At 47.3% G+C, this 14,085-nt stretch carries 11 protein-coding genes; 3 read left to right on the forward strand and 8 right to left on the reverse strand.

Translation table 11 applies throughout. The features are described 5' to 3' along the window. Positions 1-14: 14 nt before the first annotated feature. The gene (locus tag DWX23_RS13710; protein WP_122374887.1) at positions 15-401 is read right to left on the reverse strand and encodes a thioesterase family protein; all 387 of its coding nucleotides are present in this window, start codon (positions 399-401) and stop codon (positions 15-17) included. Between the two features lie 159 nt (positions 402-560). On the opposite strand from DWX23_RS13710, the gene DWX23_RS13715 reads away from it, so the two are divergent. Beyond that, positions 561-1,715: a DUF362 domain-containing protein gene (locus DWX23_RS13715; protein WP_122374888.1), complete on the forward strand. Its 1,155-nt coding sequence runs from the start codon at positions 561-563 to the stop codon at positions 1,713-1,715. Continuing rightward, positions 1,712-2,476: a DUF6599 family protein gene (locus DWX23_RS13720; protein ID WP_122374889.1), complete on the forward strand. Its 765-nt coding sequence runs from the start codon at positions 1,712-1,714 to the stop codon at positions 2,474-2,476. Before DWX23_RS13715 ends, DWX23_RS13720 begins: the two co-directional genes overlap by 4 nt. Before the next feature lie 42 nt (positions 2,477-2,518). Here DWX23_RS13720 and DWX23_RS13725 read toward each other — a convergent pair whose 3' ends face one another. The 3 genes from DWX23_RS13725 to DWX23_RS13735 are packed head-to-tail and all read right to left on the reverse strand — an operon-like array spanning position 2,519 to position 6,894. Then, entirely contained in the window at positions 2,519-4,249 is a 1,731-nt protein-coding gene (locus DWX23_RS13725; RefSeq protein WP_122374890.1) for an ABC transporter ATP-binding protein, read from the reverse strand. Between the two features lie 14 nt (positions 4,250-4,263). Then, on the reverse strand, positions 4,264-6,060 hold the full coding sequence (locus DWX23_RS13730; protein ID WP_122374891.1) for an ABC transporter ATP-binding protein: 1,797 nt from the start codon (positions 6,058-6,060) through the stop codon (positions 4,264-4,266). 12 nt (positions 6,061-6,072) lie between these two features. Then, positions 6,073-6,894 (reverse strand): class I SAM-dependent methyltransferase, encoded by an 822-nt coding sequence (locus DWX23_RS13735; RefSeq protein ID WP_122374892.1) that lies wholly within the window; start codon positions 6,892-6,894, stop codon positions 6,073-6,075. Between the two features lie 102 nt (positions 6,895-6,996). Here DWX23_RS13735 and DWX23_RS13740 point away from each other — a divergent pair, with 102 nt between their 5' ends. Next, positions 6,997-8,001, forward strand: a complete 1,005-nt coding sequence (locus tag DWX23_RS13740; protein ID WP_122374950.1) for an AraC family transcriptional regulator — start codon at positions 6,997-6,999, stop codon at positions 7,999-8,001. A gap of 136 nt (positions 8,002-8,137) precedes the next feature. Here the strand turns inward: DWX23_RS13740 and DWX23_RS13745 are convergent, their stop codons facing one another. From DWX23_RS13745 to DWX23_RS13760, 4 genes are all read right to left on the reverse strand, one after another. Beyond that, on the reverse strand, positions 8,138-9,277 hold the full coding sequence (locus DWX23_RS13745; protein ID WP_122374893.1) for a PepSY domain-containing protein: 1,140 nt from the start codon (positions 9,275-9,277) through the stop codon (positions 8,138-8,140). Next, positions 9,274-10,104 (reverse strand): alpha/beta hydrolase, encoded by an 831-nt coding sequence (locus tag DWX23_RS13750; protein WP_122374894.1) that lies wholly within the window; start codon positions 10,102-10,104, stop codon positions 9,274-9,276. The genes DWX23_RS13745 and DWX23_RS13750 overlap by 4 nt, the downstream gene beginning before the upstream one ends. Before the next feature lie 18 nt (positions 10,105-10,122). After that, the gene (locus DWX23_RS13755; RefSeq protein WP_122374895.1) at positions 10,123-11,538 is read right to left on the reverse strand and encodes a DUF4374 domain-containing protein; all 1,416 of its coding nucleotides are present in this window, start codon (positions 11,536-11,538) and stop codon (positions 10,123-10,125) included. A gap of 63 nt (positions 11,539-11,601) precedes the next feature. Next, complete coding sequence (locus DWX23_RS13760) at positions 11,602-13,956, reverse strand: TonB-dependent receptor (RefSeq protein WP_122374896.1); 2,355 nt, start codon at positions 13,954-13,956, stop codon at positions 11,602-11,604. Positions 13,957-14,085: the final 129 nt, after the last annotated feature.

The raw sequence follows: 14,085 nt of genomic DNA on the forward strand, positions 1-14,085 counted from the left end.
TGCCCGTGAAATACCTATTTGTTGGTAGGGTAGATCTTCGATAGGAACTTCTCTTTGTCTACGATGAAACGGATATGCGTCCCTTCGCCGATCGTCCCCTTTGAGTCTTGTGCCACAACGCTGAAAGTGAGTTTGCGGCCATCCGCTTCCTGTAAGGTTGCCGTGGCGGAAATTGTTTCTCCCAGCGGGGACGGTTTGATATGTGACGTGTTCATCTGTGCACCTACGGTTGTCGAGCCTTCCGGCAGTTCGGTGGCAACAGCCAGCATGGCTGCGTTTTCCATTAAAGCCACCATCGACGGTGTGGCGAATACATCCAGGTCGCCCGATCCCATGGTACGGGCTGAGTTAGCGGCACTGACTACGGTACTGCTTGTGTGTTGTAATCCTTTTTCCAGCATTTTTTATTGAGTTCTCGAATTGTGTCGCAAAAGTAAGTACTTTCCGGCTGGCTATCAATACCCATAAGATGGGATTTATTAGGAAATAACCGGATAAAACGGACAATGCACCGGATAAAATCAATATCTTAGCACCTTGAAGACTTAATCAGTAATACCATGAAAAGAAGAAACTTTTTCCGTTCGCTGGCCCTTGGTGGGGCAAGTGTCGCTTTTTCTCCCATCGTAAAGGCTGTTCCCGTGGTGCAGGCAGATAAAGAGAAACCGGCAACCAATATAAAGGATGCTCTGGCTGTTCCCAGAAAGGAAAATTCCATGCCGGGTAAATATCCCGGAAAAGTAGCCCGTACAACTCATCCTGGCTGCATTGTCGACGGACAGCCTTCCGAAGAAGCTGCTTATGAAATGCTTAGGAACTGTATGTTGAATCTGACCGGAAAGAGTAATCTGAAAGAAGCCTGGCTACAGTTTGTCGGTCCTGACGATGTGATCGGATTAAAAGTAAATCCGATAGCAGGGAAACTGTTGTCTACTTCACATGCGTTGACGCAATCCATTATCAACCAGTTGGAGGAAGCCGGTATTTCCCGGAAGAATGTCATTATCTGGGACAGGCGAGAAGCGGACCTGAAGGAATCTGGTTTTACCACAGAGAACTATCCGGATATAAAGATCATCGGGACAGAGTATCAGGATGAGAAAGGCAGTTATATCAATGCCGAAGGTAAATTCTATGGGGAAGGACGGATCGATAAGGAGCAGTACTTTTCCGTTGACCTCGAAGGAGAATACGATGCCTATACGATGCCTTTCATGATCAATGGCGGAAAAAACTCTTATTTCACGAAGATATGTACGGAGATGGTAACGAAGATCATCAATGTGCCGGTTCTGAAAAACGCCGGAACAACAATCACTTGCTGCATGAAGAATCTGGCTTTCGGTTCTATCACGAATACGGCCCGACTTCACGGACCGATGTGGCATGATACCTGTGCTTCGGTTTGTGCTTTCCCTCCGTTACGGGATAAGGTGGTGTTGAATATTGTCGACGGAATGATCGGTTGCTTTGACGGCGGACCGGCTGCCAATCCCCAATTTATCTGCCATTATAATACTATCCTGGCTGGAAGTGATCCGGTGGCGGTCGACCGTATCAGTTACGATATAGTGATCGCCAAGCGTATCGAAGAGGGATTGCAGGAAGAAGAGAAAGCCGGAGCACGTACCTTTATGGATATGGCGCAGGAGTTTCAACTCGGTGTAGCTGATAAGGATAAAATCGAACTGATAGAAACAACGTTGCAGGTATGAAACATTTTATACGATGGGCAGGTTTCCTGCTGTTGATCCCCGCCTTTCTGGTTGCACAGGAGGTTGAAGTGAAAAGGGAACGGGTGTTTACAGGCTCGGGACTCTACGGGTTTATGAACGGCGGCGCGGAGCAGTTCCTCGAATACGGTGTCAGCAAACTGACGGCCCGGGATGTGGTTTACGACGGACAAGAATATACAATAGAGATTTATGAGATGCCGACACCCGAGGATGCTTTCGGTATTTATTCGTTGCATGTGTTCCGGTGTCAGCGGGCGGATACATTGGGATGTATCGATTGTCTTTCGCCTTATCAGTTGCAAGCGGTAGCCGGGAATAAATATGTTTCGGTTGTTTTTCCTTCCGGTTCGGCTGCTGCGAAGAATAAGGTTGACGGGTTGATCCGGCAGTATCTTCCGATGGATGGAAAGGATAATCCGGAATTTCCGGCATTATTAAAGGAGCTATCTCCCTGGTCGGGCAAACTAAAGTTTTTCCGTGGACCGATCGGTATCTCCGGCGTTAGTACTTCATTGATGCATTACCTGGAAGAGATTGCTTATACCGGAGTTTGGTTTATCGCAGATAAGCCTTCGAAAAGTTACCGTGCTTTGGTCTGTGTGAAAGAAGAAAAAGAGTTGGAGAAGCTGAAAGAAAAAGTTCCCGCCTCCGATATTATTCAGAGTGGGAACGATTTTATCTATATTCGTGGTAATGAAAAAGAATCGGAAGAAGAAGATCACGGAGGGTTTGGCTTTTAACTTACGCGCCTCCGGTTCCTCTCGGGAGGGGAGAAGATACTCTTAGAGTTTCCATCCGATCGTCTTTTCCTGGATCGTCCATAGTTTGTGATACAATCCCTGATTGCGGAGCAGTTCGTCGTGTGTACCTTGTTCAGCGATATAACCGTCTTCCAGCACGATGATTTTGTCGGCGTTGCGGATCGTCTTTAGCCGGTGGGCGATGACGATGACTGTGCGTCCTTCGATCAAGGTATTGATGGCTTTTTGCACTTCCACTTCATTCTCGGGATCGAGGGAGGCGGTGGCTTCATCCAGCAGAACGATGGGGGCCTCTTTCAGTATGGCACGGGCGATGGAAAGACGTTGCTTTTCACCACCTGACAGTGTACAACCGCCTTCCCCCACCATTGTATCGTAACCATCCGGCAGACGCATAATGAAGTCATGACAGCAAGCCTTGCGGGCAGCGGCTTCTATTTCGGAGTCAGTCGCATTGCTTTTGCCGAAACGGATATTGTTCTTGATTGTGTCTTGGAAGAGGTAGACGTCCTGAAAGACCATCGATATATGTTTCATTAGTGACTCGGGTTCCAGTTCCTTCATATCCTGTCCGTTCAACAGGACTTTCCCTTTTTGCGGATCGTAGAAACGGGCGCATAACTTCATCAGCGTGCTCTTACCGCTTCCCGATGGACCGACCAATGCGGTCAGCGAGCCTTGTCTCAGCGTCAGCGATACATCATGCAGTATCTCTTTCTCACCGTAACCGAACGATACCTTTTCGAAAGTGATATCCCCGTGTTCCGGGCTTTCCTTTTTTCCTGTCATTTCCGGTTCACGCATCAGGTTGAGGATACGGCCACCGGCAATGGAGAAATAGCGGAACTCAGCGAAATTGGTCAGTGCCGAGGTCAGCGGGTCGAAGACGCGAGAGCCGACAATCAGGAACATGACGAAAGTAAGCAGGTCGAGTTGGCCGCCTACCAGCAGATAGGCACCGCAAAGGATCATCAGGGTCAGTCCGGCACGTACCAGGGTGATGGACAGCAGGATGAACGGGCCCATCAGGGCTTCCAGGCGCAGGCTGGCCCGACGCAGGTCGGCAAACGCCTTTTGCAGGCGTTCGAATTTACCTCCCAGCAGGTTATATGCTTTTATGACGCGAATACCCTGCAGATATTCTTCCAGGCGGCTGCCCGCATTCACTTTCGCTTCTATCTGCTTTCGACTCAGGCTGTATTGTATGCGGGTACTTCCTGTCAGGACCAGAACCGCCAGCGGAAGAGCGATGAACATGGCTACCGACATCCGCCAGTCGATCCATAATAACCCGAAGAAAGCGAGTACAGGCATAACCAATGCACCCATCAGCTGGGGAAGATGGTGGGAGATACCGGTCTCCGCCAACGTAAAGTCGCTGATCATCATGCTGGCAAGGTCGCCCGGATCATGCCGGAAGAGGGAGCCTAAGGGCAAGCGGCGCAGATGTTCCGCCAACCGTATCCGGCCGTCGGCACTCATTTCGTAAGCGCCGCGGAAATTGTGCCGGTACGATTGGCGTTCGGCAACGGCCATCACCAGCATATAAGCAGCGAGGATGCCGAAGATAACCCACAGGCGGGGCGTGTCGAGTCCGCTGCCACTGCCGTCGAAGGCTTTAAAGATGATGTTCACTGCCTCTATCGAAAGCATGAAAGGTACAATATTGACCAGGTTGGCCAGAATAGTGAACCCGACCGGTTTCCTGAGCCGTTCGGTGTGGCCGATCGTTATATTTTGAAGTGCATTCATTCTTGTTTATCTCCTTATTTCTTTAATGTCCATTGAAAAGCGTCGGTATAGGCATCCCACATCTGTTTATAGAGTCCTTCGTTTACCGAAAGTTCCCTGTGGACGCCTTGCTGGGCGATCTCTCCCTCTTTTAAAACAATGATCTGGTTGGCCGAAATGATCGACGACAGGCGGTGGGCGATGATGATGACTGTCTTTTCCCTGATCAGTTCCTGGATGGCTAGTTGCATCTTGTATTCATTTTCGGGGTCGGCAAATGCGGTAGCTTCGTCCAGTACCAGGATCGGGGAGTTTTTCAGGATGGCACGTGCCACGGCTACCCGTTGCGCTTCTCCACCGGAGAGGTAAACGCCGCCTTCACCGATCAGTGTCTGATACCCTTGCGGTAACCGGCGGATGAAATCGTCGCATTGGGCAGCACGGGCAGCGGCTATCACCTGTTCCTCGGTGGCATCGGGTTTACCGACACGGATATTCTCATATAAGGTATCGAAGAAGAGGAAGGTATCCTGGAAAACGAAAGAGACCTGATCCATCAATAGTTCGGAAGGGATATTCCGGATATCAGCGCCGCCGATCTTGATCGTCCCTTCGGTAACGTCCCAGAAACGGGGAATCAGGTTGGCAATGGTGGATTTGCCGGAGCCGGAAGGACCGACCAATGCGGTTATCTCACCGGCACGGGCGGTAAAATAAATATGTTTCAGAGCTTCGGTACGAGTCTTCTCTTTGGTGTTTTCATAGGAGAAACTGACATTTTCAAAACAGATGTCATGCCCTTTCGGTTGTTGAGGGGTCGCGGGTTCCGGTACAGGTTTTTCTGCAAAGATGGCATCGATACGATGAACGCCTTCATCTATTTCCCGTGTGTTCGATGCCAGGAAAGTTAATTTATAGAAAGGGGAGGCGACACCGGGACCTAATATAATAAAGAATAGGTAGACGGTTGCCAATGCTATATTTCCCGGCTGACCATCCAGTAGTAATAAACCGACAGGAATAATAAAGGTGATGATTGAGTTCAGCAATACGATAAACGTGATCATTCCCGGTTGATAAGTATCGCAGACATTCAGTGCATATTCCTTAAACCGGTAGATCGATTTACTGAACTGGCGGAACGACTCCACCGTCTGCCCGAATATTTTCACAACGGGCATTCCCCTGACATACTGGACGGCTGAGGCACTCATCTGTTCCGATGTATCGAAATACATTTTGAAGAACTCCTGCGCTTTCTTACCAAACATCATGGAGAACTGGACGGATATACCGATTACGATCGCCAGCAGGCAGACTGCCGCCATCCAGCCATTCAGACTAAAGAAGATGACGAACATAACAATAACGGTCGTTGCTGCATTTACCAGATCAGGAATGGTATGCGCCACGAAGTTCTCGATCTTTTCCACATTCTGTTCCAGGGCTTTCTTAATCGCTCCGGTCGATGTGCCGTTCAGATAACCCAGCGGTAACCGTCCGATATGTTCCGAAAGCCTGACACGCAGGCCGTATAAGATACGGAACGCTGCCACATGGGATGCCATCAGTCCGCCATAGAGTAACAATAAGGCAGCTGCCAGTCCGATAAAGGCGATCCATGCCCATCGGATCATGTATCCGCTGTCCGAAGCCGTTACGTTTCCGGCATTTTTCAACAACTCATCCAGTACCTGATAAACCGACAGATAAGGAACCAGCATACAGCAGGCACTTAACGCCGACAAGAATCCCGCCAGGATCAGTAGTCCTTTCTTTTCGCCTGCGATCTCAAACAGGCGCGATAACCCTTTTTTCTTTTGCTCTTTCATATTGTTTGTTCTTTATTCGGTTTTATAGCCTACGATCCCGAACGATTTATGCAGGGTGGGAATCAGCCACATAATCAGTCCGGGTAGTCCCCAGCGTTTTTTCTCTTCGCTAACGAAATAAAACCGTTCAATCAGTTTCAACCCCGGTACCCATTGTTCGACAGTGTGAGGATCGTTCAGTCCGAAATGGAAACGGGCTTTCGTACGTTTTACCGACTCATGTTTATCGGAGTTGCGTGCCGCCCATTTGCTGACGAAGTCGAAATAGATCTCGCAACCGGGGAAACGTTTAGCCAGGTTTTGGATAACCGATTTAACCTGTTCTTCGGAGAAATACATCATCACTCCTTCAGCAAGGAAAAGAAAGCGGCTGTGCGGATGCTTTTGTTTCAGCATATCCATCCAATCTGTTTCGAGCATGGAGCCTTTGATGTTGATATCTCTTGTCGAGGCGGGAAATAGCTTCTCACGCAGTTCGATCACTTCGGGCAGGTCGAGCTCGTAGAAGGTTGCCTGGTTGCGGTTGGTGACGCGTTGGAAACGACTGTCAAGGCCGCAACCTATCTGCACTACTACAGGGTCTTCGGTTTCCGCACGGTCGATGAACCAACTAACCAGCCGGTCGTAACGGCGCAAACGGATGGCAGTACCGGCTGTACTCATCGAAATCTTTCCGAATTTGGCGAAGTCGTAGTCTATTTTTTCAACCAGCTCGCAAGCCATCGGGTCTTTTAATATCGCATCTTTCCGGCGGCTTTCATAGGCGCGTGAAAGTAAGGGGATGAATAAGGTTTCTGCAACGTTGTCCTTTATCCCGGGTTTTATTTTATTCATAATATACCTACTTTTAGGGATTGATTATCTGGTACAAAGGTGGGATATTTGCTACCGAATTATTTACGCAAGAAGGAATTGCATTTTAATCTGACGGAAAAAATGATACACATCGAACTTTCATCTCGCGGAAGAGACACGATCGCCCTGGAAATGCCGGATATAAGTTACTTTTCTACCAATGGCTCAGGCCGGTTGGAAGAGAGTAGCTGGAACATGGGGAACGAGTTGCTGACTTACAGTATTTCCGAGTTCAAATGCAAGGATTTCAATGTGGCAAAGTACCAGATACATTGTAAAGAGGATTGTTGCCTGCATTCACGGAATGCGGATTGTTCTTTTATGGGACTTTCTTTTGTCCGTCAGGGAATGGTCGAATGTTTTATGGCAGAGACACGGGATAAGCGGATCTGGGCAGAAGGATATACGAATGTCATGGTCAGCTCGGGGATCAAGGAGGAACGTAACCTATTTAGCAAAGGGGAGACTTTCAGCATGACAAATGTGCTGATATCACCTGATTTCTTCCGTCATCTGTCGGAGCGCTATCCTGAATATTTCGAGAAGGCTTATCTGCGGCTCGACAGTGGAGAGACTTTTTTCCTGGCTCCCGAAAATATACTGATCCCCGTAACTCTGGATACGGCATTGAACGATATTGAATTATCGCGGATGATGGGGAATGCTTCGCCGATGTATCTGGAGGCAAAAGTGGTCGAATGCTTGTCCCTGTTTATGCGGGAGACGGAAGGAAAGGAAGAGACTAAGGAAAGAGTGGTCTCCGTTTCTGACCGGGATAAGATTTACCAGGCGCGGGATATTATCTGCACCGAGTATCTGAACCCGCCGTCATTGCGTGATCTGGCTTTGCGCGTCGGGACGAACGAATGTACGTTGAAAACAGGTTTTAAACAGACGTTCCGGACGACTGTCTTTAATTATTTATTTGATTACCGAATGAATATGGCTGTTCACTATCTGTTGGATACCAATAAGACGATAGCCGAGGTTGCCAGTCTGGTCGGATATGATTATCAGGGACATTTTTGCACGGCATTTAAAAGGAAATTTAATATTGCTCCTTCAGAATATAGAATGAAAGCTTAAAAAGGAATGTAAGTTAATTATAGAAAATAATAAGGCCAGCTTAGTTGCAGGTTCATTTGATGATTGACAGCAAATGAACCTGTAATAGCCAAGCCTTTTTGATAATGGGATAGTCTACTTTCGGTAAATCCCATCCTTATTTTTTCTTTCTGATTTTCTTTTTTATCCAGAAATAATAACCGGTTATGGCAAATACTGCTCCGAGGAAAGAGACCAGGCAGGACAGTATGCGAGTAGTCAGGCCTCCCCATGAGCCGACATGTACTGAATAGATCCATCCCCTGATCTTTCCGGAATTGGGAAGATCTTTATATAATTGTACATCTGTGATCTCACCGTTTGCCGGATCGAAAATATAACGGTCACTTCCCCGTGTATTACCATATTGAGCAGCAGACACCGTTGCCGATCCATCCTGAATAGTAATGGAGTTGTATCGCGGATAACGATTTTGCAAATCAGCTAAAACTGTTGCCCATTGCGTATAGTTTGTAATCTTTTCTTTGGAGCCTCTTTCACGAGTGCCTCTCTCTCCCGATTTTCCTTTTAAATCGGACGAAGCTGGAGCCTGTGTATGCCCCTGCGTTTGAGCCGTTTCGACACCGAATACGGTATAAAAAGCATCGCGATACCAACCGAAGGACCAGGTTAATCCGGTCAATGTCAGGACGAGTAATAGCAATGTTGCATAAAAGCCCCCTGAAACATGCAGATCGTAAAAGAAACGATACCAGCCCGCTTTGGTCTTTATTTTCAAACGATTTTTTAGCGCTTTCTTATTACGGGGATACCAGATAACCAACCCGCTTATCAGGATAAAGGCAAGTACCAGCGTCGAATATCCGACAACCGCTTTACCCAGAGTGAAACTGCCGTCCCGTTTATAAGTATCGAGTAGCCAGCGGTGCAGACGCATCATTTGCATGAAGAATCCCTGTCCGTCATCGATACCCGTGATCTCTGCAGTATAGGGATTGATGAATGCCGCCGCCTTTTTACCCGGTAAGACTACCTGGTAGGTCCTTTTCGGATCCTGCATAACACGTAGACCGTTTATCTTGACCGAGTCGGGAAGCTGCTGGCGTGCAGCGTTTAATAAGGCGGCAGGAGGAAGCGGTTCCCCTTTTACCTCCTTGACGAAATAGCGGGAAGGATAACATATTTCCAGTATCTCTGTTTCAAATACCAATATTGCACCTGTCAGGCAGACAATCGCAATGATGATGCCGAAAGGTATGGATAACCATAAATGTATTTTTGCAAATAACTTTCTCATTTACCAAATAGTTGTTTGATCCCGTCATATATTCCCGGAATAGCGACTGTTCCGTGGTTCTCTTCGGGAAATGATTTACTAAAAAAACGCAGGTTTTCCGCCTGCGGCAAAATCTCCTGAAGGAGATGGTTCACTTTATTGAGGTGGATATCCACCCGATCGGTACGTTTTTTGGAAGCGACACCGATATACAGGCTTTTCCCTGCAAAGTCCTTTCCTTCGATCAGCGAAGCGGCCTCCTGTGACAGTTTGCCCTGATCCCACCACAGGCTCGGGTCGATAGCCAGATAGGTATCGAACAGTTCCGTATGGCGGAGAAATGTATTGAGCGTAAACAGACCGGAATAAGAATGTCCGATCAACATATTCTGTCCGTTCGTCCGGTAACTACTGTCTATTATACCTCGAAGCTCTTCCGTCAGAAAACGGCTGAACGACTCACTTCCGCCCCCTTGCGGAGGGGAACCCGGGGTAATCTTTCCATCCCGTCCTGCAGCAGAAGCTGTCGGAGTGAGGTCGCGTGTACGGTCGACATTCAGTACACCGACGATGATGCTGGGAGGAAGATGTTTTCCTTTGACAGTAGTGAATGTTTGGCTGATACCCACAACCGAATGGAAGAATGAATCCCCGTCGAGCAGATAGATCACCTGATAGCGTTGTGTCGTATCCCCTTCGTAATTGTCGGGCAAATGTATCCAGTAGTTTCGTTCTTCCTGCAAGACCGTGGAATAAAGGCTGTATTTCTTTCCTATACAAATATCCTCCTGGCTCCGCATGGTTAGCGGGAGCAGGAGGAATACAAGAAAGATGTGAATACGAATCATCTTTTATCTTAACCGTTATTATTTAGCGACTGTCAGTTTGCCGACACCGCTCACCTGAGTAGCTTCGATAGTCAGACCCTTTGTTGCTACGGCTGTTGCCGGATCGATCTTATAGATGGCAGGATTACCACCGCCTTCATTGAAGGTAACTGTTACATAAGCACTTCCGTTTTCAACATACGGTGCATCGCCGAAACCGCTGATCTGTTCTACTGAAGGAAGACCGGTTACATATGTCAGTTTCTTATCGCCAGCTTTGAAGATTGCCAGTTGGTTCGCTACGCGGTCTGCATTGGAGAATGGTTTATCATACATCAGCAACATGAAATAGTCGCCTGTGATATGCCATGTGCGAAGGAAAGAATTTCCGTTGGTCATCGCTTCCAGATTGCAATAATAATCATCGAATTCAGTCTTTCCGGCAGGGATACGTACCACACCGGCAGGCAGTGTCGTCTGTTGGCGTGCGTCGGTCATCGTTTTGGCGAAGCTCGGAGAGAATACATACACATCGCCATTGTCGGCAGCCCAGATCATTTGATAATACTGTGATTTCATACGTCCGGCAGCATAGCTGATCTTATCTGTCCGGATCAGTTTCTTGCTGGTCATGGTGGCATCATCAAAGATGGCTACCCAACATTCGTTCGGGTACTGAGTCCACTGCAACTCGTCTTTTTTATACGCGCTACTGTTTGAACCGCCTGATTCTTTTTTTACCAGGTCTTCGTTACCCGGCAATACCCATTTACCGTTCTGATCTTTTGTTCCGTACTGGCTCAGACCCATCGGAATAGCTGCCGTATAAATCTTATTGTTATGCTCCAGAAGACCTGCCAGTGTCACATATTCACCGTTATCCAGGAAGTTTTCAGACAGATATGCTTTGTTTTGCGTATCGTTGGTCGTGAATGTTTCGGCTGCCGGATCGAGATAAGACAGCATGAATACTTTCGGAGTATAACCATTCTCGTCATTCCATTCGGTAGGGCCGTCGCCGGTTGAAGAGGTCATGATATATTTATCGTAGATGCCATAAGTAGTAAATCTCTTTACACCGAATTCGGCGGAACGCTTCTGCAATTCACCTGCTGAATCCATGATATAGGAACGGGTACCTCCGGCTTCGCCCTGGTTGTATGTCAATGCGTATAAATATTGATTCTTAAAGAATACCCAGTAAGTTGCACCATCGTTCACAACACCGTTGTTTTTGGTTGTAACTGTACCTTCGTCCAGGGATTCGGAGGTCACCAATACATTGGTTGTATTTCCGGAAGCCGTTACGGAAGCAGCGATTACATATTCCGCATTTTTATCTTCTTCTCCGCCGCCGTTATCTCCGCCATTGCTCGGATCGTCATCACATGCTGTAAGTGTCAGTCCGGCCATCGCAGTTGCAAACAGGCCTGTTAAAAAGAAATTCTTCTTCATGTTGTGTTTGTTTTAATATGATTACTATTTATTGTTATTATATTGATAAAATATCTATTTCTGTCATCTGCCCAGATAGACACGGAACTTGCCATAAAACGCCCGTCCTGCTTTCTGAAGGCTGAAATTGTCGTAAAGTTTTTCATCGGTGAAGTTACGGCACTCGAAAGAGATGTTGTAACGTCCGTTTTGAAGGCTGTAAGACAGCGTCAGGTTATGTGAAAACTGATTGGGAACGACATATTCACCTTTGTTCGATCCGATGATGGATGAATAATAGGTAAAGCTATGCAGATATTGATTGTCATAAGTGAAGATCAATGTATTGCCTTTCTTCCAGAGATTACGCCAGTAGAGTGTTATATCCGAATCGGCAAAACGGTAGGGCAGGTTCGGCATACGCTCTTTGTAAGCGATATTTTCCGCCCCGCTGCCGATGGCTGTTTTCTGGTTGTCACGCACATTCATCTGCGTATAATTACCTCCTACACTCAGCCAGTTTGAAAAACTGTAACGGGCGGAGAGATTGTAACCTTTCGTCAGCACCTTGCCATAGTTGATATAGCTTGCAGCTTGTTTCCCGCCACTCAGGTCGGTAATATTACGTTGGATATAATCGTTGGTATTACGATAGATCAGCCCCCCTTCGACATAAAGACCATGTTTACCCAGCGTCTTGTTGTAGCTGACATTCAAGTTCACATTGTCGCTCTTTTCCGGCTTGATGCCGATATCGCCCATTTCAAGGTCTTCATTACCGAACATCTCTTCGATGGTAGGAAGGCGGTAGGCTTTCTCGTAGGAAAGTTTAGCCTGCAATCCCGGCAGGATGAAATAAGTACCTGCCGCACCATACCCTACCGAACTTACGCTGCGGGAAGTGCGGACATATTCAGAGCTCGTATTATCAGTTGCCATCGGCCCTGCCACATACTGATTATAGTGCTTGCCGAAAACGGACAGATTCCAGTGTTCCGACGGCATCAGGCGATAGGACAGTCCGGCAATATTCTTGCGTGTCTGCTTGTCGATCGCATCCGTCAGTTCCTCATTGGTAAGCAGCGAGGTATTGGAACGGCGGAAAGCGGTCAACACATTATTAAATGTGAAGACATGGGCATGTCCAAGACGATAATTGACGGTTACCGTACCATTCCAGTTATTATTGTCCGACCTTGTATGCTGATAAGACTGTTCGCCACGCGAATTCATCAGATTCTTTTCGCCGCGCCAGTTATATTCGTAAGCAGACGTATCGATATTGGTCGTCATGTTCTTATTATAGTTAGCGGTGAAAACCAGGTCCAGCCCTTTGGTCAGCAAGTCGCGTTTGTTATATTCGAGCGACGGCATCAGCGAATGGCCTTTACGATGTTTATCGCCATACACCGTATTCTGACGTACACCTGTCTGTATCTCCTGATACATATTTGAATAAGTAAAACCCAGCAACAGACGGTCTGCCCAGTTTCTATTGACAAACCCCACTTTTCCGATCACCGCCTCATTATGGTAAGTATCGTTGAAACGCTTCACACGTTCCTTTTTATCTGTATCGAGCCGTCCGGTTTCAAAGTCCTTCACGGGGGCATCTACATAATAATCGTTATCCGAATAGTTCTGGAAAGCGTTGATCTCATAGGTGAAACCATTATCCAGTGTCTGCCCGAAGTTGACATACGATTTATGTGTATTGAACGATCCGTAAGAGTAGGAAGCATCGAGGAACCAGTTACGGCGTTTTTTATTCGTCACGATATTGACAACCCCGCCGATCGCATCCGTCCCGAATCCAACGGGTACGACTCCTTTATATACTTCGATACGTTCGGCAAAATTGACCGGAATGTTATTGAGTGCAAACGAATTTCCGACACCTTCCTGCGGCACGCCGTCGATAAACACCTTCACATGCTTCCCGCTGAAACCATCCAACATCAGTTGCATATCCGATCCGACACCACCCGATTCACGCAGTTTCATTCCCGGTGCTTTCGATAAGGCATCGCTCAGGCTCTTGGTCGAATTTTGAAGTTCTTTCGTATCTACTGCAATGGCATTGAAGGCAGAACGTTTTAGCCGGCTGATGCCGTTCGATACGATAACTACTTCATCCAGTTCTTCCACCTGCGGCTTGATCGTCAGGTTTTGTTTCGTACGTTCACCGGCTGTCAGGCGGACTGCTTTCTCTACGGTCGTATAGCCAATGGCCGATACCACCAGTGTATAGTTTCCTGCAGGTGCTTTAAGATGATAGATACCTTCTTCATTTGTCGTACCTCCGTAGTTTGTCCCTTTCAGATAGACAGTCGCAAAATCAACAATTTCTTTTTCCGTCGATAATATCTTTCCCGAGATCATCGCTTCCTGCTGTGCCTTTGCCGCCACCGCCGCAAAAACAAGGGAAAGCGTGATCATTAATCCTCTTACAATCGCTTTCAATGTATTCAATCTTTTTACCGTTACTAAAAACCGATGCAAAGGTCGGGTGAAAATAAAAGCGCATCAATCACCGATTATAGGTAAAAACAGAGAGGAAAAAGAGGG

This window comes from Parabacteroides sp. AF18-52 (assembly GCF_003479145.1).
Taxonomy (GTDB): domain Bacteria; phylum Bacteroidota; class Bacteroidia; order Bacteroidales; family Tannerellaceae; genus Parabacteroides; species Parabacteroides faecis.

Excerpts from the sequence above, each read along its gene's own strand:
- DWX23_RS13710 (WP_122374887.1), bottom strand. The coding sequence starts at position 401 with ATGCTGGAAAAAGGATTACAACACACAAGCAGTACCGTAGTCAGTGCC.
- DWX23_RS13715 (WP_122374888.1), top strand. The coding sequence starts at position 561 with ATGAAAAGAAGAAACTTTTTCCGTTCGCTGGCCCTTGGTGGGGCAAGT.
- DWX23_RS13720 (WP_122374889.1), top strand. The coding sequence starts at position 1,712 with ATGAAACATTTTATACGATGGGCAGGTTTCCTGCTGTTGATCCCCGCC.
- DWX23_RS13725 (WP_122374890.1), bottom strand. The coding sequence starts at position 4,249 with ATGAATGCACTTCAAAATATAACGATCGGCCACACCGAACGGCTCAGG.
- DWX23_RS13730 (WP_122374891.1), bottom strand. The coding sequence starts at position 6,060 with ATGAAAGAGCAAAAGAAAAAAGGGTTATCGCGCCTGTTTGAGATCGCA.
- DWX23_RS13735 (WP_122374892.1), bottom strand. The coding sequence starts at position 6,894 with ATGAATAAAATAAAACCCGGGATAAAGGACAACGTTGCAGAAACCTTA.
- DWX23_RS13740 (WP_122374950.1), top strand. The coding sequence starts at position 6,997 with ATGATACACATCGAACTTTCATCTCGCGGAAGAGACACGATCGCCCTG.
- DWX23_RS13745 (WP_122374893.1), bottom strand. The coding sequence starts at position 9,277 with ATGAGAAAGTTATTTGCAAAAATACATTTATGGTTATCCATACCTTTC.
- DWX23_RS13750 (WP_122374894.1), bottom strand. The coding sequence starts at position 10,104 with ATGATTCGTATTCACATCTTTCTTGTATTCCTCCTGCTCCCGCTAACC.
- DWX23_RS13755 (WP_122374895.1), bottom strand. The coding sequence starts at position 11,538 with ATGAAGAAGAATTTCTTTTTAACAGGCCTGTTTGCAACTGCGATGGCC.
- DWX23_RS13760 (WP_122374896.1), bottom strand. The coding sequence starts at position 13,956 with ATGATCACGCTTTCCCTTGTTTTTGCGGCGGTGGCGGCAAAGGCACAG.